This window comes from Enterobacter sp. C3_dUdeg (assembly GCF_057536195.1).
On the sequence record NZ_BAAKFX010000001.1, the window covers coordinates 588,879 to 608,447 of the forward strand.

Below are 19,569 nucleotides of genomic sequence, written 5' to 3' on the forward strand. Positions count from 1 at the left end.
ATGAAACTTTGGCTATCGGGTTTGGCACTTCTGGCGGTCACCTCCACCGCGCAGGCTGAGAATTTCCGCATCGTGCAGTCGCCTGCGCAGAAGCTGGATATCTGGATCGACAACATTAAAGACAACACGCCGCAGAGCTGGTGTAAGCCTGAGGTGGCGCTGCGCATTGTGGCGAACGGCAAGAAAGACGTCTCCGTGCTGGAGAACTTTGTGCCGCGCCTTGGCTCCCTGCTGGAACACCAGTGCAGCAAAGTGAATAAGCTTAGCTGGACGCTCAACGATCCGGCGGGTACCACGCTGGCGCAGGGTACGGCAGGCAAAGCGCAGGACTGGGCGCTGGTGGTGAAACAGGACCAGGCCGCGCCTGCTGCGACCGTCACCGCAACCCCAACCAGCGGCGCGCTGCTGCCGCCGGACCAGAACGTGGCTTCCCGCACCGTCGCGGCTGACCGTACGCCGTGGCAGGAATTCACCCTGCAGGACGGCTGCCACCTGCGCACCTTCTGGGAAGGGGGCGCTTCCGCTCCGGCGCTCTTTATTCCGGATTCTGACACCACCCGCTGCGGTAACGGCAGCTGGCTGAGTGGACACACCGTGGTTTCACAGTCCCGCAACGGCGGACAGAAAGAGATGGCGGTGACCTACATCCACGGCTTCCCGGTGACGGGTCTGAATCAAAGCGCCGATCCTGAAAACGCGCTGATCACCTCCGTCAACAAAGAGCGCATGGTATTCAGCACCTCAAACAGCGACCAGAGCTGGATGATCCTGCCTTACGATAGCGCCCTGAACAGCTGGAAAAGCAACGGCACCGTAGCGGTGGAGATTTCCCGTGAAATCGCCAGCGACGATGCAAAACTGCAGGCGCGTATTGCGGCGGTGAAAAAAACCTGGAGCGCCTGGGTCGCACCCGGCACGCCGCTGAATATCGTCCTGATTGACACCCTGCGTCCTCAGCTGCGCGATCCGGCCGTCGGCGCATGGCGCGCGGCGAATTAAGGAGTGGCTATGAATACGCTCTATCAACACCTGGCGGGCGAGTCGCTCAGCGACGCGCTGGCGCGCCTTGAAGCTGAAATCAAAGCCCGTCCGGCGGATGCCGACCTCCGCGCCGCGTTCGTGCAGTTTTTAACCCTCAGCGGCAACTGGACGCGCGCGCTGACCCAGCTGAAAAGCTGGCTGGCGCTGAAGCCTCAGGCGAAGCCCACCGTCACGCTGCTGGAGCAATCCATTCAGGGCGAGCTGCAGCGCGCGCAGGTGATGGCGGGACAGGCGCGTCCGGCTATGCCTGAAACCCAGTGGCCGTGGCTGACGACCCTGGCCGCGGCGCTGAGCGAGGAGGGCGAGCGCGCCCGGGCGCTGCGTCTGGACGCCCTCGATCGGGCTGAGGCCACCGCCGGCCAGATTATCCTCGAAAACGAGGAGACGCAGGCGTTTGACTGGCTGATGGACGGTGATGCCCGTCTCGGCCCGGTCTGCGAAACCATCGTGAACGGCCGTTATTTCTGGCTGCCGTTCAGCGCCATCGCGGAGATCCGTTTCCAGGCGCCCGCCAGCGTAACCGATCTGGTCTGGCGTCACGCGCTGGTGCGCCTGACCGACGGTACGGAGCAGGTGTGTCAGATCCCGGCGCGTTACCCGTTTGCTGCCGATGCCACCGATGCGGTCAGGCTGGGCCGCACCACCGAATGGCAGCCGCTCGACGAAGACGGCACTCTTTACGAAGGCAGGGGCCAGAAGGCCTGGCTGAGCGAGCAAAGCGAATACCCGCTGCTGTCATTAAGCCTCGTGACGTTTGCGACGGATGGAGCCGATGAGTAATCCCGCTGGCGAAGGCGATCTGCTGCGCAGCGGCTGGCAAGCCCGCAGCAAGCAGGAGAAGGTGGGGGCGCGCGACAAAATGCAGCCCTCGCTGCTGGATCGTCTCACCGATAATGAGCCGGAAAAAAAGCGCGAGTCGGCCAACAGCAATCTGATCACCCACGCCGCCCTGCGCCGCAACGTCCTGCGCGATCTGCAGTGGCTGTTTAACACCATCAACCACGATGCCTCCGGCGATTTGAGCGCCTTGCCGCACGTGAAGCGATCGGTGGTCAACTTCGGCGTCGCGCCGCTGGCCGGGAAAAGAATGTCGGATATCGAATGGCACGACATTCAGCGCAAGCTCACCGAGGCCATCATCAATTTTGAACCGCGCATCTTGCCGCAGGGGCTGCAGGTCCGCTGCGTGTCGGATACCTCCTCGCTGGATCTGCACAACGTGCTCTCCATCGAGATCAAAGGGCGTTTGTGGTGTGTGCCGTACCCGCTGGAGTTTCTGTTTCGTACCGATGTCGATCTGGAAAACGGCCATTTTGAACTGAAAGATGCGGGGTAATCATGGAAAGTAAACTGCTCGAATATTACAACCGCGAGCTGGCCTACCTGCGCGAAATGGGGGCCGAGTTTGCCGAACGCTACCCAAAAGTCGCCGGACGGCTGGGCATGCGCGGCATCGAAGTGGCGGACCCGTATACCGAACGTCTGATGGAGGGCTTCGCCTTCCTGACCTCCCGCGTGCAGATGAAAATGGACGCTGAGTTTCCGCGCTTCTCCCAGCGTCTGCTGGAGATGATTGCGCCTAACTATCTCGCGCCCACGCCGTCGATGGCGATTGCGGAGATTGAGCCCGACAGCAGCCGGGGCGACCTGAGCAAGGGCTTCATTGTGCCGCGCGGTACCATGATGGACAGCCTGGCGCTAAAAAAAACCGGCGTGACCTGCAGCTATACCACGGCGCACGAGGTCAACCTGCTGCCGCTGAAAATCGACAAGGTCGAGCTGGGCGGCGTGCCCGCCGATCTGCCGCTCGCGCAGCTGGGGCTGAGCCAGCGGGGGATCGGCAGCGCCTTACGGATCCGCATCGCCTGCGACGGCCCGCAAAACCTCGGGCACCTGGATTTCGACCGTCTGGAATTTTTCCTCGGCGGTCCGGATATTGAAGCGCTGAAGCTGCTGGAGCTGGTGATGGAGCATCACGCCGGGATCGTCTGCCAGACGGTCAGCCCGCAGCCGCAGCGACAGCTGCTGGCGTCGGACGCGCTGCGCCAGGAAGGCTTTGAGCCTGACCAGGCCCTGCTTCCGGACGATCTGCGCAACTTTGACGGCTACCGCCTGCTGCAGGAGTATTTCGCGTTTCCGGCCCGCTTCCGCTTCATTAGCCTGAGCGGTCTGGGCACGCTTATCGAGCGCTGTGAAGGCGAAAAAGCCTTCGACATCTTCATTCTGCTGGATAAGTCGGATGAACAGCTGGAGCGCGTGGTTGATGCCAGCCATCTGGCGCTGCACTGTACCCCGGTCATCAACCTGTTTCCCAAGGTCGCGGCGCGTCAGAAGCTGAATGAAGGCCAGCATGAATACCATCTGGTGGTCGATAATATCCGTCCGCTGGATTATGAAATTTACGCGGTCAAAAAAATCTATGGCAGCGCGGACGGCCAGCGCGATGACCAGACGTTTCGTCCATTCTGGAGCACCTGGAGCGGCGATGCGGGCAACTACGGGGCCTATTTTTCCCTGCGCCGCGAACAGCGCGTGCTGTCCGAGCACGCCCTGCGCTACGGTACCCGCACCGGTTACATCGGTTCAGAGGTGTTTGTTTCGCTGGTGGATGAACAGCACGCCCCGTGGCAGGAAAACCTGCGCTATATCTCTGCCGAGGTGCTCTGCACCAGCCGCGACCTGCCGCTGATGCTGCAGCAGGAGCTCGGGCAGTTCATTATGGCCGACTCCATGCCGGTGAAATCCCTCACCCTGCGTAAAGGCCCGACGCCGCCGCGTCCGGCGCTGGCGGAAGGGTTCAGCACCTGGCGGCTCATCAGCCAGCTGCAGATGAACTACCTCAGCCTGATGGACAGCGAAAACGAAGACGGCGCGGCCGCGCTGCGCCAGCTGTTAGGGCTGTACGCCAACCTGGCAGAAACGCCCGTTGCGCGCCAGGTGGAGGGGGTACGCCACTGCGTGCTGGAGCCGGTTCATCGCCGCGTGCCTGAACCCGGCCCGGTCGTTTTCGCCCGCGGGATCGGCATCACCCTGACGGTCGATGAGCGTGCCTTTTCCGGCGCCAGTCCGTGGCTTTTTGGCAGCGTGATGGAACGCCTCTTTGCCCGCCTGGTGTCCATCAACAGCTTTACGGAGTTCGCCCTGAAAAGCCAGCAGCGCGGCGAGATTGGCTACTGGGCGCCGCGCATGGGTAAAAGGGCGCTGATATGAGTGACGCTGCCACTGCACCGCTGCGCGTGCATCGCCTGACCCGTCTGCCGGACGCGTTCTGGCAAGGGGTTCGCGAGACGCCCTGGCGCTACGATCTGTTTCAGCTGCTAAGGCGCATTGATGCCCAGGGCGGCGAGCGCTACCCGCTGGGACGCGCGCCGCTGCCGAAATTTGAGCCGCTGCGCATCGGCCAGCAGCCGTCGATGAGTTTTGCACCGTCGACCCTGGCTCAGGTCCGCCAGCGGGAGGAGAGCGGGCTGCACGAGGTGTCTATCCTCAGCTTCGGCCTGTTTGGCCCGAACGGCCCGCTGCCGGTCCATATGACCGAATACGCCCGCGAGCGAATTTATCATCATCAGGACACCAGCCTCAGCGCGTTTGCCGACCTGTTCCATCATCGCCTGGCGCTGCTGTTTTACCGCGCCTGGGCGGATGCGCAACCCACCGTCTCCCTCGATCGCGCTGATAACAGGCGCTTTGAGGGCTACCTGGCGTCGCTGATTGGCATGGGCCAGCCGGGACAGATGAACAAAGGCAGCCTGAGCTCGCATGCCCGCTTTACCCACGCCGGGCACCTGACCCGTCACGGGCGGGATCCGGAGGGGCTGGAGAAGATCCTGCGCAGCTATTTTAAAGCCCCGGTCAAACTGATCAGCAACGTGCCGCAGTGGATGCCGCTTTCCACGCGCGAGCAGGCGCAGCTGGGAGCAGGACGCCGCATGCCGCGGATGGGTGAATCCGCCTTTCTCGGCGTTGCCGTCCGCGACGTGCAGCACAAGTTTCGCATCGAAATTGGCCCGCTGAGCGCGGAGGAGTACAACCGTTTTCTGCCGGGTGAAGCGTGGGTCACCGAGCTGCGCGACTGGGTGCGTCAGTACGCCGGGGTGGAGTTAGAATGGGAAACGCGGGTGATCCTGCGTGAAGACGCGGTGCAGGGCACCACGCTCGGCAGCAATGGGCGATTAGGCTATAACACCTGGCTGGGCCTTCAGCCGCAGCCTGTCCCGCGTGGCGATCTGGTGTATCGCGCAGAGCGGTAATCCTTCCGTATACCGAATCATTGTTAATGGAAACTAACATGTCAGAAATTAGCCGTGCCGTGCTTTTCGGCAAACTGGATACGCTGTTATTTACCTCTCTGGAAAGCGCCACTGCGTTCTGCAAGCTGCGCGGCAACCCGTACGTTGAGCTGGTGCACTGGCTGCATCAGCTGATGCAGCAGCAGGATGGCGATCTGCAGCAGGTCATCCGCCACTTTGCCCTCGATGAACAGCAGCTGACCCGCGATATCGTGGCCGCGCTGGATGTCCTTCCGCGCGGGGCCAGTTCCGTTTCCGATCTCTCCGAGCATATCGACAGCGCCGTGGAGCGCGCCTGGGTGTTTGGATCGCTGAAGTTTGGCGTCAGCCGTATTCGCGGCGGCCATTTGCTGATCGGCATGCTGAAAACCTGGAACCTGGCCAACGTGCTGAAAAGCATCTCGTCGCAGTTCACCCGCCTTAACGTCGAGGTGCTGATTGAGCAGTTCGACGCGATTTGCGCCAACAGCAAGGAGACGCAGCAGGCCGCTGCCGCCGCAGACGCACCGGCGGGTACGGTACCGGCGGCGCAGGGGACGCTGGCCCAGTACGGCCAGGACCTGACTGCCCGCGCCCGCGAAGGGAAGATTGACCCGGTTGTCGGGCGCGACGAGGAGATCCGCCAGATGGTGGATATCCTGATGCGTCGCCGCCAGAACAACCCGCTGCTGACCGGGGAAGCCGGGGTCGGGAAAACGGCGGTGGTGGAAGGGCTGGCGCTGCGTATCGCCGACGGCGACGTCCCGGAGCCGCTGCAAAATATTCAGCTGTGGCTGCTGGATATCGGCATGCTGCAGGCAGGCGCAGGCATGAAAGGCGAGTTTGAAGCTCGTCTGCAGGCGCTCATTAACGAAGTCCAGTCCAGCGCCACGCCAATCATTCTGTTTATCGATGAGATCCACACCCTGATTGGCGCTGGCGGCCAGCAGGGGACCGGCGATGCGGCGAACCTGCTGAAACCCGCGCTGGCGCGAGGTCAGCTGCGCACCATCGGCGCCACCACCTGGGCGGAATACAAAAAATACATCGAGAAAGACCCGGCGCTGACCCGTCGTTTCCAGACGGTGCAGGTCCACGAGCCGGACGAAGCGAAAGCCATTCTGATGCTGCGCAGCACCGTGTCGCCGCTGGAGACGCACCACCAGGTGCTGCTGCTCGACGAAGCGGTCAGCGCGGCGGTGAAGCTGTCGCATCGTTACATCCCGGCGCGTCAGCTGCCGGATAAAGCCGTTGCGCTGCTCGACACCGCCTGCGCCCGCGTTGCGGTCAGCCAGAGCGCGCCGCCTGCGCAGCTGGAAGACTGCCTGCGCCACCTTGCCGCGCTGGACGTGGAAATTGAGATTGCTGAACGCGAAGCGCGCGTGGGAGCCGGTGACGCCGATCGCGTAACCGCTTTACTCGCCGAACGCGACGCGTATGAGACAAAACGCGAAGCCCTGGCCCAGCGCTGGGAAGAAGAGCGCAGCCTGGTGCAGGAGATTATCCGCCTGCGCGCAGCGCTGTTCGCGGCGGGCGATGACGATAGCGCCGAGCTGCGCGGCCAGCTGGCGGAACAGCAGCAGGCGCTGAACGCCCTGCAGGGCGATGAGCCGCTGCTGTTTGCGGCGGTGGATGAAAACGTGGTTGCCGCGGTGGTCTCTGACTGGACCGGGATCCCGCTGGGCCGGATGGTGAAAAACGAGATCGACGCGGTGCTCAACCTCGCCGACACGCTTAACCAGCGCGTTATCGGCCAGCGTCACGGTCTGGATCTCATTGCCCGCCGCGTGAAAACCTCGCGGGCGAAACTGGACGATCCCAACAAACCGGTGGGCGTCTTTATGCTGTGCGGCCCGTCCGGGGTCGGTAAAACCGAAACCGCGCTGGCGCTCGCGGAATCCCTCTACGGCGGCGAGCAGAACGTTATCACCATCAACATGAGTGAGTTCCAGGAAGCGCACACCGTTTCCACCTTAAAAGGTGCGCCTCCGGGGTACGTAGGGTATGGTGAAGGCGGCGTGTTAACCGAGGCCGTGCGCCGCCGTCCGTACAGCGTGGTGCTGCTGGACGAAATTGAAAAAGCGCACCCGGACGTCCACGAGATCTTCTTCCAGGTCTTTGATAAAGGCTGGATGGAAGACGGCGAGGGGCGCCACATCGATTTCCGTAACACCATCATTATTCTGACCTCCAACGTCGGCACCGACCTGATTAGCGCCATGTGCGCCGATCCGGAGCTGATGCCGGAGCCTGATGCGTTAAGCGGCGCCCTGCGCCAGCCGCTGCTGGAGGTCTTCCCACCGGCGCTGCTGGGCCGCCTGCTGGTGGTGCCGTACTACCCGCTCAGCGACGAGATGCTGGGGCAGATTGTTCGCCTGCAGCTCAAGCGCATTCAGCGTCGTCTGGAAGAGAATCACAGCATTATTTCTGAGTTTGACGACAGCGTAGTGGAACAGATTGTTCAGCGCTGTACCGAGGTGGAGTCCGGTGGCCGCATGGTGGATGCTATTCTGACCAACACCTTGCTGCCTCAGATGAGCCAGATCTTACTTACCGCCAGCCGCAGCGACGAGCAGTACCGACGTCTGCACGTCACCTGCGAGCAGGGCGAGTTTCACTGTCAGTTTGCCGCGTAATAATCATCAAGAGAACTGTAAAAGATGACGGATAATGATAACAATCGGACTGTCCCAAACGCGCTCCCGGTCGGGTACCGCTTCAACGAGTTTGAAATTAAAGAGGTGATCGGCGGCGGCGGTTTTGGCATCGTCTATCGCGCGTGGGATCACCAGCTCGAACGCACTATCGCTATCAAAGAATTTATGCCTTCCTCGCTCGCCGTGCGCGGCGACGACATGACCCTTGTGCTGCGCAGCGAGCGTTTTGGCAAAGCGTTTTCCGCAGGCCTGAACAGCTTTATTCAGGAGGCGCGTCTGCTGGCGCGCTTTAACCACCCGAACCTGCTGCACGTCCTGCGTTTCTGGGTGCAAAACGATACGGCCTACATGGGGACGCTGTTTTACAGCGGGACCACGCTTTCGCGCCTGCGCGAGGAAAAGCCGGAGCTGATCAACGAGGCCTGGATCCGCCGCACGCTGCCGATGCTGTTCGGTGCGATCAAGACCATCCACAACGAAGGCTATCTGCACCGCGACATCTCGCTGGATAACATTCAGATCCAGGATAACGGCCTGCCGGTGCTGCTTGATTTCGGCTCCGCGCGCCGCACCATCGGTAACCTCTCCGACGAAACGGAAACCATGCTGCGCCCGGGCTTTGCGCCGATCGAGCAGTACACCGACGACAACGAAAGCGAGCAGGGCCCGTGGACGGATATTTACGCCCTCGGCGCGGTGCTGCGTACCCTGATTGTGGGTTCTCCGCCGCCGGTCAGCGTGGTGCGCTCGATTCAGGATACCTGCAAACCGCTGGTGGAGATCATGCCGCAGGGCTATTCCATTCCGCTGCTGCAGGCCATCGACCGCGCGCTGGCGCTGCACATGGAGGACCGTCCGCAGTCCATCGACGAGTTCGCCGCGCTGATAGAGATGCCGGTCGCCGGGATCAACGACGTGCTGACGGCGAAAAAGCCCGGCACGATGCTGGTTCCGGTCGAAGACGAAAAACCGGCTTCGCTGCTCGACTGGCGCCGCTACAAGATCCCTGGCATGGTTGCCGCAGGCGTGCTGGTGGGTATTGTCGCCGGGGCGATGCTGTTCAGCGGCGGTAACGATGCTCCCGAGCAGGCTGCACAGGCACCGGCAGAGACGCGTCCGACTGAGACCGCCGCAAACGCGCCGGACGTGAAGCCGGAAACGGCGAAGGTTAACGAGCAGGCGACGGCCCAGCAGACTCCGCCGCCTGTGGAGAGCCCGGTTGCGCTGGTCTATATCCGCATCCTCGACGGCGAAATGCTGAAAGTGAACGGCGAGCCAAAAGCGCTGCGTCCGGCGACCAACGGCTATGCATCGCTCAAGCTGCCGGCCGGTGAGGTGAAGATTGAACTCCAGGGCAACGGAAGAACGCGTGGCCAGACGCTGGATATCACCAAGCCGGGCACCTGGCTGGTGAACCCTTAGAATTACGCTCAGTCACAGATGCGAACCTCTTTTCTGAATCGCATAAGCTAGATGGAATAAAGATTATGCTCAACCGAATTACCGTTCAGCTCCCGGTGGAGGGGCTTCTGTTCTGGAAACTGACGGGCCGCGAGGCGATGTCCGAGTCGTTCGCGCTGACGCTGACCGTGCTCGGCACGGACGCGCGCATCGATCGCAGCAAGCTGCTGGGCCAGGCGGTCACGGTGACCATCCCGACGCAGAACCTGCTGACGTCCCGCTATGTTAACGGCAAGATTACCCGCGTGGCGGTCAGCGCCGTCGAACTGACGGGCACCCGCTATGCGGTGTACCAGCTGACGGTTGAGCCGGACCTGTGGCCGATGAAGCGCGACCGTAACCTGCGTATCTTCCAGGGGCAGACGGTGCCGCAGATTGTCAAAACCCTGCTTGGCGAGCATCAGGTCAACGTTGAGGATAAGCTCACCGGCAGCTACCGGGTGTGGGACTACTGCGTGCAGTATCAGGAGTCGAGCCTGGACTTCATCAGCCGCCTGATGGAGCTGGAGGGGATTGCCTATCACTTCAGCCACGAGGCGGACAAACACACCCTGGTGCTCACCGACGCCGCCACGCAGCATCAGCCGTTCAGCGGCTATGAGGTCATTCCTTACCACCAGACGCCGTCCGGCGGCAGTACGGACGAAGAGGGCATCAGCCAGTGGGCGCTGGAGGATAGCGTGACGCCGGGGATTTACAGCCTCGACGACTATGACTTCCGCAAGCCGAACGCGTGGCTGTTCCAGGCCCAGCAGAACCCGGCGTCGCCGAAGCCGGGCAGCATCGACGTGTACGACTGGCCGGGTCGCTTTGTGGACAAAGGCCACGGGGAGTTTTATGCCCGTATTCGTCAGGAACGCTGGCAGGTGGAGCATCAGCAGATTCAGGCCACCGCCACGGCGGCGGGGATTGCGCCCGGGCACACCTTCACCTTAACCAACGCGCCGTTCTTCAGCGACAACGGCGAGTATCTGGTGACGGCGGCGGGTTACCACTTCGAAGAGAACCGCTACGCGAGCGGCGAGGGTGAAACCATTCACCGCACCGATTTTACGGTCATCCCGTCGGCGGTGGTCTACCGTCCGGCGCAGAACACGGCGTGGCCGCGCACCTACGGCCCGCAGACCGCGAAAGTCGTGGGGCCGAAGGGCGAGAGTATCTGGACGGACAAATACGGCCGCGTGAAGGTGAAGTTCCACTGGGACCGCCTGGCGAAGGGCGATGACACCAGCTCCTGCTGGGTGCGCGTGTCGAGCGCGTGGGCGGGCCAGGGCTACGGCGGGGTGCAGATCCCGCGCGTCGGCGACGAGGTGGTGGTGGACTTTATCAACGGCGATCCGGATCGTCCGATTATTACCGGACGCGTGTACAACGACGCGAGCATGCCGCCGTGGGCGCTGCCTGCCGCGGCGACGCAGATGGGCTTTATGAGCCGCACGAAAGACGGTTCCGTCGACAATGCCAACGCCCTGCGGTTTGAGGATAAAGCGGGCGCAGAGCAGGTGTGGATCCAGGCCGAGCGCAACATGGACACTAGCGTTAAGAACGATGAAACGCACAGCGTCGGCGGGGCGCGCAGCCATTACGTGAAGAAAAACGAGCTGCACCGCGTGGAAGCGAACCAAACCCAGGCCGTGAAAGGCGGAACCGAGATCCTGACGGGGAAAGGCAAGCTGGATGCGGCGGTGGAGCAGTATGTGATTGCTTCCGGGACGAAGCTGCGGCTGGTCTCAGGTGAAAGCGCCATTGAGCTGAATGCCAACGGCAAGATTAACCTGATCGGCAAAGAGTTTAACTTCTTCGTGGAAGGGGATGGGTATATCACCACGGGCGGTAAGCTGCATCTGAATACCTCTGGCACCAAGCCGGGCACAACGGCACCAGGATCGGGGCATAAAGGGGATATTGATGCGGCGGTGCAGGAGAAATTTGCGCCGGGAAAGGAGAGTAAGGCTGGTGTGGCTGCCAGCGCACCTGCCGAAGCCTCTAAAAACGCTACGCCTCCAGCCTCCAATGCTCCTTCAAGCGGATATGGCAAGGATGTAGATAGTCTTGTCGATAAATCACCGACCATGAAAAATGACATAGCTACGTTAAAGAAACGAGGCTGGACATTTGAAGAAGGTGAGGCAGGTAAGGGGACGTTTGCCAATCGTCAAAAGCGAGTTATTACCGTTGATAAAAACGAGCTCGGTAATCCGAATGCGGTTGTTCAGTCTCTGTCACATGAAAGTGGTCACGCTTTATATGAACCCAACATTGATTTTTCTTCGCGCGACGCCTATCTCAACAGCACACTCAGTGATGAAGGCGCTGCAACGTTGAACAATATCCGGGTCCAACGCGAAATCATAGCCAACAAGGGTGGGGATATCGGTATTGCGGGCAATCCGGCAAATCAGACACAATATAATCGTATTTATGATTCCCTCGAACGTGGAACTATAAAGGAAAGTGAAGCGCGAACGCAGATAGGCCGTATCTTTGGCAAAGGCGAGCAAACGTCCACCACAGGGCAATATTACGAAGATTATTATGGCGGTTGGTATGATAAAAATTATCCATAGTCTAAAAACGGGTGCGGTGCTTGTGGCTTTATTAACGACGGGAATGGCAGGAGGTAACATGCAGAAACAGGATCTTTGGCAGTTCATTGCACAAATGAGCGCATCACTTAAAACGTTGTCCGTTACCAGTCTGAGCAACGCTCCGTTGTCGTTCAAGCTGACGAAACAAAATGAATATATCAATTTCTACAATGCCGACGATATCAAACTGGCGGATGGAACGAACATTACTGCAATTGATTTACGTTTAAGTAAAGAAAGTGACGGTATGGCACCGTTACTGAATTTTTCACCGTCCGGCCAGTGCATCACTCTCGATACCGTTAAAAAGCATTATCCGCAGCTGACGCTAACTGATTATCCACGAGGCCGCTCTGAGAACGAAGTGACCAGTTATACAGCGCCAAAAGATATGAATGGACAAAAGGTGAGCTTCAGTTTCACCGTGAAAAATCCTGACTGTCTGGGTTCAGTCGTCATAAGCGCCGAATAAGAAACGCTGCTTCCATGTCCTGGCGATGTTTCCAGTGGTGAGAAGCGCAATAAATATTCATTGAATGACAACTAATGTGAAAAAACACACTCCGACATTTCTTTGTTCTGCCCTGATGTTTACCTGTCTGAGCAGCAATGCGGTTTTGGCAGAAGCTATGCCGCCCGTTCTGACAAAACAGGATCTTTCCGTCAAGGTCAAAGGCCAGCCTGTCGCATTAGGCGACAGATGGACTCCTGATATTGCCCGTAAAATTGACGTGCCGCTTGAAGGCCATTTTGTCGGTGAGGTTCCTTTTGACGGAACCCAATATAAGTTCTTCCAGCATCAAAAGGCTGGTTTAGCAATATTCACTTCCAATCTCTGTTGGGATAAAGCTGAACGAAGCGTTGATGATTATATCGTCTCCCAGATTACGCTGACTGCCTCAGATATTTTAACGCCGCGTGGAGTTCATGTGGGTTCAACAATCAGAGCACTGAACAATGCATACGGCGATGGCCAGGTTGAAAATGATTCCGGGGAACAGTGGATTTCCTATGAATTGGGTAAGAAATTGCTCTCTTTTGAGGTTAAAGACAGTAAGGTTGTGAAAATAACCATGAATTACGAAAATGGTTCTTCAGAGTGATTTATGACCAAAAAATATCTGGCAGCCGTATTGTTCACGGCTTTATTGGCTGGCGTTGTTGAAACGTCATCGGCGCTTGAATTATCGCAATACAATAAGCTCGAAACGGTTAGCCGCATCGTTAACGACAGCGAAGTGACAGACAATCTCAGGACGTTGCTGGGAAATCATTACCAGATCTTTATTGATAACTTTGATGTCTTCGGTGAACCGCATACCACCGCAGGTGGCGGATTGTTTGTTGAAGGCTGGCTAAAAGATCTCTATCTGGAGAATGCGTCAGCACTGGTCATCAATCCTGACGGCAAAATCTTTGCGGCCTGGGTGGTTCCGGAATCGGACGTTATACAATATCGGTCATCTGATAATAGCCCGGTTATAAATGCCGATATTCAGCAGTGGGCCGCCAGATTCAATGCGATGCATTTTGCAACGAACAGCCAGTCAGAACTTGCGTTTGACGGGGAGTGGGCTGGCGAATTCGGGGACGACTCGACGTTAACCCTGCGGTTAGCTGAATCAGGCAACCGTATCACCGGGTCTTATTGCTATATCTCCCAGAGAGGAAACCGCATAGATTGCCCGGAAGATGATGAGCGTAATCTTACCGGTACGATCGCTGGCAATCGTGCCAATATTAAATTCAACTCATCGTTTGGCGGCCCAGGCGGACGTGCTGTTCTGGAAATAAAGGGGAGTGAAATGGAATGGCGTTTAGCTACTCCTCCTCAAAATGGAAATTATTATGCTCCGCTGCGTTATACGTTACGTAAAGCCGCTTCGGTTCATAACGCTGAAACCAGAAAGCTGGACACCGAAAAGTTCGCTATTTCTCTGATAAACAGGTGCGGCCATTTCGATAGCGAATGTGACCAGATGGTTTATCTCGGCGTGCGCAAAAGTGATAACAGTACGATCTCCTTAAAGGGAAAACGTTGCACGACTCCGCAGGTAAAATAATCGGCTCAATGTACAAGAATGGCGAGATCGTTTATACCGTGACGTATGCACCCGCGAAATTGGTTGTCAGCAAAGGCGGCCATGTTTTAGTCGAACAGTCAGGTCAATGGCGTAAATAATAAAACAGCCAGCCAGAGGGCCAGCATGGATTGCCCTTTTTGTTTCTCACAATATTAATCATCCCGAGTTCACTTATGAAATACACCCTCCAGGAAGGTTCGTTTTCCCTTTTTCCTGCTGCCTGGCAGGATAACAGCATGAACATTATTCGCGATGACGAAAGCGGGCTGTCCGTGGTGGTCAGCCGCGGCGTTATCCCCGATGGCAGCGACTATGAACAAGAGTTCCATCGCCAGTGGGATGTGCTGCGTCCGCAGATGGGCGAAATTGCCCAGAGCGAATTCCGGAACGTAAAAGCCGGGCCTGACGGAAAAATTAACGGGCTGGAAGTTGAGACCACCTTTGACCGTAACGGGCAGCGCCTGTGGCAAAAACAGCTGGCCGTGCAGACGCCGGGTAAACCGATATTGATGATTTTTACCCTCTCGGCACTCAGGGCATTCACCGAAGAGGACGAGGTGCGCTGGAGCGCGCTTAAGCAGAGTCTGACGCTAAACGACAACCGGAATGTGTAAGGCATGAGCGATAACAACGCGGCCCGTAAGGGCGACGAGATTATTCACTCCAGCATTTTTGCTGACATCACCAGCATTGTGGCGGAAGGTGCCGCCTATGCGGTGATCGGCGCGGCGGTAGGCGCAGCTGCAACCGTCGCGGCGCCATTGCTGGGCGCAGGGGCGGCCGCAGCGGGCGTGGCGGCAATTGGATCCAGCTGTCTGTTAAGCGGAATTATCGGTGGCGTGCTGGCGAACGTCGCGGGGATCACCGACGATATCAGCAACGCCGCTGAGGGGTTAGGTAATGCGCTTTTCCCGCCGTCGCCTGCGGGTAAAATCACTACTGGTTCCAGTAACGTTCTCACCAACGCAATCCCCGCCGCGCGCGCGGCAGGCACGCTTACGCCCGCCGATACACCGTCCCCTGAGCCGCAGTCGCCGGGCAGCTTTGCCGATTACGCGGGTATGCTGCTTTCCGCCGCCGGACAGTTTGGCAGCGAAATGTGGCAGCCGAGCGTGGCCTCTGCCGCCGCGGGAACCTCGCCGCTGGAAGAGGACAAGGTGGCGTGCGAAAAGCACTCCGGGCCGCAGTATCTGGCGGAAGGCTCTAAAAGCGTCTTTATCAACGGGCAGCCCGCGGTGCGTGCCAAAGATCGCACCACCTGCGAAGGCACCGTTTCCGACGACGTCTCCCCGAACGTGATCATCGGCGGGGACACGCTCACGGTCCGCGATATCAAAAGCGGTAAAACGCCGGGTCTGGCGCTGGGGATGATTGCGCTCTCGCTGCTGCGCGGGCGTCCGGGTAAGATCCTGAAAAACATGCCCTGCGCGCTGGCGGCGGCCGGCGGCGGGATGCTGGCCGATATGGCAGTGAATGCGGTGTTTGGCTCCTCGCACCCGGTTCACGCCGCCACCGGCGTGAAGGTGCTGAATGACGACGACGAGCTCGACTTCTCGCTGCCGGGGCGCTTTCCGCTTCGCTGGCAGCGCAGCTACAACAGCCTGACCACCCGGGAAGGGCTGTTCGGTCTGGGCTGGGCAACGACCTTTGACAGCTATCTCACGCTGGAAGACAACAACGCCACCTGGTTCGACGAAACTGGGCGCGAGCTGAGCTTCGAGCTGCCGCCGGTCGACCGCGCGTTTTACAGCATCAGCGAAGGCATTATCATCCGCCGCAATGAGAACGGCGACGTGGCGATTGCCGACGATGACGGCGCGGTGTGGCGTCTGTATAAACCGACCCGGGCGAATCCATCTATCCTGCGTCTGGCCTCCCTCAGCGACGAATACGGCAACGCGCTGCTGACGGAGTGGGACGAGCACGGCAGGCTGGTCGGCCTTCACGACGAGCCGCGGGCGATAGACGTCACCCTGCGCTATGACGATGAACGTTTCCCGCAGCGCGTTACCGCTGCCAGCCATTTTGACGGCAGCCAGACATGGCCGCTGATGCAGTGGGGCTACGACGCGCGCGGCCAGCTGGCGAGCGCTACGGATGCCTCCGGCGTGGTGACGCGTGAATACCGCTATAACGAGCACGGGCTGATGGTCTGGCACCGGATGCCGGGCGGTCTGGAGAGCGAATACCGCTGGAAAAAATTCGACCACTGGCGCGTGGTGGAAAACCGCACCAGCACCGGCGACGGGTGCCGCTTTAGCTACGATTTAGCCGCCGGGCTGACGACCGTTGAGCACTACGACGGCCAGACGCGCCGCCACTACTGGAACGCGCAGAATCTGATTGTCCGCTACGTTGACGAGCGCGGTGAAAACTGGCGCTACGAGTGGGACGAGAACGAGCTTCTGACGCGCCGCATCGATCCGCTCGGCAATGCCGTTACCTTCGTCTACGACGAAATGGGCAACCGGGTTCAGGAGATCGACGCCGACGGCAATACCCGCACCACCGCCTGGCTGGAGCACCGCGCGCTTCCTGCGGCCATTATCGAAGCCGACGGCAGCGCCACCCGATTCTGGTACGACGAACATCACGGGCTTAAGCGCGTGGTGGACCCGATGGGGCAGACCACGCAGCTGCGCCGGGACGAGTTCGGCCAGGTCGTTGAAGAGGTCGATGCCGCCGGAAACAGCCGCTACCAGGAGTACAACGAGGCCGGGCAGATCGTTCGTTCGACGGACTGTTCCGGGCGTATTACCCGCTACCGCTATCACCCGCTGGGCTGGCTGGTGGCCGAGACTGGCGCCGACGGGGAAGAGACGCGATATCGCTACGACGCCGCAGGGCGTCCGGTGCAGCTCGATCGCCCGGAAGGCTGGACGGAATCGCTCAAATGGAACGAACGCGGCCTGCCGGTGAAGCATGCGGGCGCCGACGGTAAAGAGAGTGAGTTCAGATACGATGAGGCAGGGCGATTAACCGCGACGCGTAATACCCAGGGTGAAGAGGTCCGTCGCCGCTGGGACAGCCGCGGGCGTCTGATTGCCCTGGAAAACGAAAACGGCGAAGCGTATCAGTTCCGCTGGGGCGCGGACTCGCTGCTGCTGGAAGAGGTGGGGCTCGATGGCGTAGCCTCGCAGTATCGCTATGACGCCTGCGGACGCACGATAGCACGCACGTTTGCCACCGGTCATCCTGAGGCCATCACCCATGCCTTCGCCTGGAGCGCGAGCGGCCAGCTGGTCGCCCGCACCACGCCGGAGGGGCAGACACGCTATCACTACACGCCGTCCGGGCTGTTAAGCCGGATTGGGCTGCATCCTGCGCTTGCAGCCGACGCGTGGACCACCGCGGCAGAGCAGGAGCTGGCCTTTGAGTATGACGCGCTCGGTCGCGTGACGCGCGAGGCGGGCGAGCACGGCGAGCTGGCGTGGGAGTATGACGCGCTGGGCAACCGGACCTCTATCACGCTTCCCGATGGCCGCGAGCTCAAGCAGTTTTACTACGGCAGCGGGCATCTGCTCAGCATTGCTCTCGATAAGCTGTCGGTCTCCGACTTTACCCGCGACGAACTCCACCGGGAGACCAGCCGCACTCAGGGGCTGCTGACCACCCGCAGCGAATACGATCGTCTTGGCCGACTGCATCGCCGGGACGTCTTTACCGGCAATGCGCAGCGCCCGTCGCCGCGCCGCTGGTCCCGACGCTGGGATTACGACTACCGCAACAACCTGGTGCGTGAAGAGCGGGACGATAACCCGTTCAGCTGGTACCGCTGGCAGTACGACAGCGCCGGGCGTCTGCTGGTTCAGGACGGCACGCTGCCCGGACAGGAGCAGTGGCGCTGGGATGCTGCCGGTAACCCGCTGGAAGGGGCTGCTGAGAAGGTCACGCACAACCGCCTGACGCAGCTGAACGGCATTCGCTGGCGCTATGACATCCACGGCCGCACCGTGGAAAAAGATAACGGCCAGACCCGCTGGCACTACCGCTACGACGGTGAGCATCGTCTGACGGAAGTCATCAGCCAGCCGCGGGACCGCAACAAGCCGCAGACGCAGGTCAGCTTCCGCTACGATCCGCTCGGGCGACGCATCAGCAAAACGCGACGCCAGATGCTGGGCGGACAGCCAACCGGCAAGCCGGTCACAACCCGGTTTGTCTGGGAAGGGTTCCGTCTGCTGCAGGAGGTGCACGGGGATGTGCCGCTCACCTACGTCTACAGCGATCAGGACAGCTACGATCCGCTGGCGCGTATTGACGGCGTGGAAGCGCCGGAGATCTTCTGGTTCCACTGCCAGACCAACGGCACGCCGGAGCGGATGACGGATATCGAAGGGCAGGTGCGCTGGGAAGGGGTGAACAGCGCCTGGGGCAAGCTGCTGCGGGAAAGCGAGACGCAGGTATCAGGATATTCTCAGAACCTGCGCATGCAGGGGCAATACCTGGACCGTGAGACAGGGCTGCACTACAATCTGTTCCGGTATTACGACCCGGACTGCGGGCGGTTTACGCAGCAGGACCCGATAGGGCTGGCGGGGGGGATAAACCTTTACCAGTATGCGCCGAATGCGCTGGGGTGGGTGGATCCTATAGGTTTAACCGCTTGCAAAAATGGGAGTCCTAAACGGTCAGTGAGAAACATGTCTTTTGCTGACTGGATTAAAAGAAAGGCAAAAGGTGGGAATAACACCCATGTTTATTTAGGATATAGAGACGGTAAACCTGTCTATGTAGGTATCAGTAAGGATGTTGATATCCGTGCTGTGCAGCATGGTGAAAGGTTCGACAAATTAGTTAGAATTACTGAAGAACCGTTAAATCGTGGTCATGCGCGGAGCATAGAACAAGCAGTTATTCACAACAACCCTCATTTTGAGAACTCTATAAATAGCATAAGTCCGACAAGGAAGTTATACTCAGATGCTGTTTCGTGGGGCGAAAATTGGCTTAAAAATAATGGGATTAATGTAAAATGGCCGACAGATTAACAGTAGTGTCAGGAAATGAAAGGCAAAAAAAATGGCCTAAACAAGGTGATTTTTTTTACTTTCAGTTAAATGATGGTCGATTAGGCTATGGTATGGTCTCCTTGGGTAAAATAGATGTCGGTCCATTCAAAAATGCTATAGTTATATATATATATGACTATTTTACATCTTCGCTTCAAGAAGATGCTGTATTGGCAAAAGATAATTTGCTATTGCCGCCAATCATTACTGATAATTCATGCTGGAAAAACGGTTACTTCGTAACATTTAAAACTATCGAAACGAGCGAAGTGGATATCTTACCACAACATTATTTTAAAAACCCTGTCAGAAATAAAATATATGATGAGCATGGCGTAACAATTGACTCACCAACTGAGAATATACCAATCGGTGAAGAGTCGATTCAATTCTATAAAAGCGTTATAAAATCTATAGAAAGCTTTGTTAACTAATAGACTAGGCCGGGGAGATATTTC

At 58.9% G+C, this 19,569-nt stretch carries 14 protein-coding genes; all 14 read left to right on the forward strand.

The features are described from left to right. Positions 1-999, forward strand: a complete 999-nt coding sequence (locus tag AC27FC_RS02750; RefSeq protein ID WP_196354260.1) for a hypothetical protein — start codon at positions 1-3, stop codon at positions 997-999. Positions 1,000-1,008: 9 nt separating this feature from the next. Then, positions 1,009-1,821 (forward strand): type VI secretion system accessory protein TagJ, encoded by an 813-nt coding sequence (locus tag AC27FC_RS02755; protein WP_196354261.1) that lies wholly within the window; start codon positions 1,009-1,011, stop codon positions 1,819-1,821. Further along, positions 1,814-2,377 (forward strand): type VI secretion system baseplate subunit TssE, encoded by a 564-nt coding sequence (tssE, locus tag AC27FC_RS02760; RefSeq protein WP_033145789.1) that lies wholly within the window; start codon positions 1,814-1,816, stop codon positions 2,375-2,377. Before AC27FC_RS02755 ends, tssE begins: the two co-directional genes overlap by 8 nt. Before the next feature lie 2 nt (positions 2,378-2,379). After that, positions 2,380-4,251, forward strand: a complete 1,872-nt coding sequence (gene tssF, locus AC27FC_RS02765) for a type VI secretion system baseplate subunit TssF (RefSeq protein ID WP_196354262.1) — start codon at positions 2,380-2,382, stop codon at positions 4,249-4,251. Further along, positions 4,248-5,291 (forward strand): type VI secretion system baseplate subunit TssG, encoded by a 1,044-nt coding sequence (gene tssG / locus AC27FC_RS02770; protein ID WP_196354263.1) that lies wholly within the window; start codon positions 4,248-4,250, stop codon positions 5,289-5,291. The genes tssF and tssG overlap by 4 nt, the downstream gene beginning before the upstream one ends. Positions 5,292-5,329: 38 nt before the next feature. Beyond that, positions 5,330-7,945 (forward strand): type VI secretion system ATPase TssH, encoded by a 2,616-nt coding sequence (gene tssH, locus AC27FC_RS02775; protein ID WP_033145786.1) that lies wholly within the window; start codon positions 5,330-5,332, stop codon positions 7,943-7,945. Positions 7,946-7,969: 24 nt separating this feature from the next. Further along, complete coding sequence (locus AC27FC_RS02780; RefSeq protein WP_196354265.1) at positions 7,970-9,388, forward strand: serine/threonine protein kinase; 1,419 nt, start codon at positions 7,970-7,972, stop codon at positions 9,386-9,388. A 65-nt stretch (positions 9,389-9,453) separates the two neighbouring features. Further along, entirely contained in the window at positions 9,454-11,994 is a 2,541-nt protein-coding gene (locus tag AC27FC_RS02785; RefSeq protein WP_196354266.1) for a type VI secretion system Vgr family protein, read from the forward strand. After that, positions 11,975-12,487, forward strand: a complete 513-nt coding sequence (locus tag AC27FC_RS02790; protein WP_033146548.1) for a hypothetical protein — start codon at positions 11,975-11,977, stop codon at positions 12,485-12,487. Before AC27FC_RS02785 ends, AC27FC_RS02790 begins: the two co-directional genes overlap by 20 nt. Positions 12,488-12,563: 76 nt before the next feature. Next, entirely contained in the window at positions 12,564-13,118 is a 555-nt protein-coding gene (locus AC27FC_RS02795) for a hypothetical protein (RefSeq protein WP_232960004.1), read from the forward strand. Positions 13,119-13,121: 3 nt separating this feature from the next. Continuing rightward, entirely contained in the window at positions 13,122-14,078 is a 957-nt protein-coding gene (locus AC27FC_RS02800) for a hypothetical protein (protein ID WP_232960002.1), read from the forward strand. Positions 14,079-14,272: 194 nt separating this feature from the next. Continuing rightward, positions 14,273-14,713 carry a DcrB-related protein gene (locus AC27FC_RS02805; protein WP_096151611.1) on the forward strand — a complete coding sequence of 147 codons (441 nt, stop codon included), beginning with the start codon at positions 14,273-14,275 and terminating at the stop codon, positions 14,711-14,713. A gap of 3 nt (positions 14,714-14,716) precedes the next feature. Continuing rightward, positions 14,717-19,090, forward strand: a complete 4,374-nt coding sequence (locus tag AC27FC_RS02810) for an RHS repeat-associated core domain-containing protein (protein WP_232960000.1) — start codon at positions 14,717-14,719, stop codon at positions 19,088-19,090. After that, positions 19,075-19,545 carry an Imm26 family immunity protein gene (locus AC27FC_RS02815; protein WP_094934687.1) on the forward strand — a complete coding sequence of 157 codons (471 nt, stop codon included), beginning with the start codon at positions 19,075-19,077 and terminating at the stop codon, positions 19,543-19,545. The genes AC27FC_RS02810 and AC27FC_RS02815 overlap by 16 nt, the downstream gene beginning before the upstream one ends. The last annotated feature ends 24 nt before the right edge of the window (positions 19,546-19,569 follow it).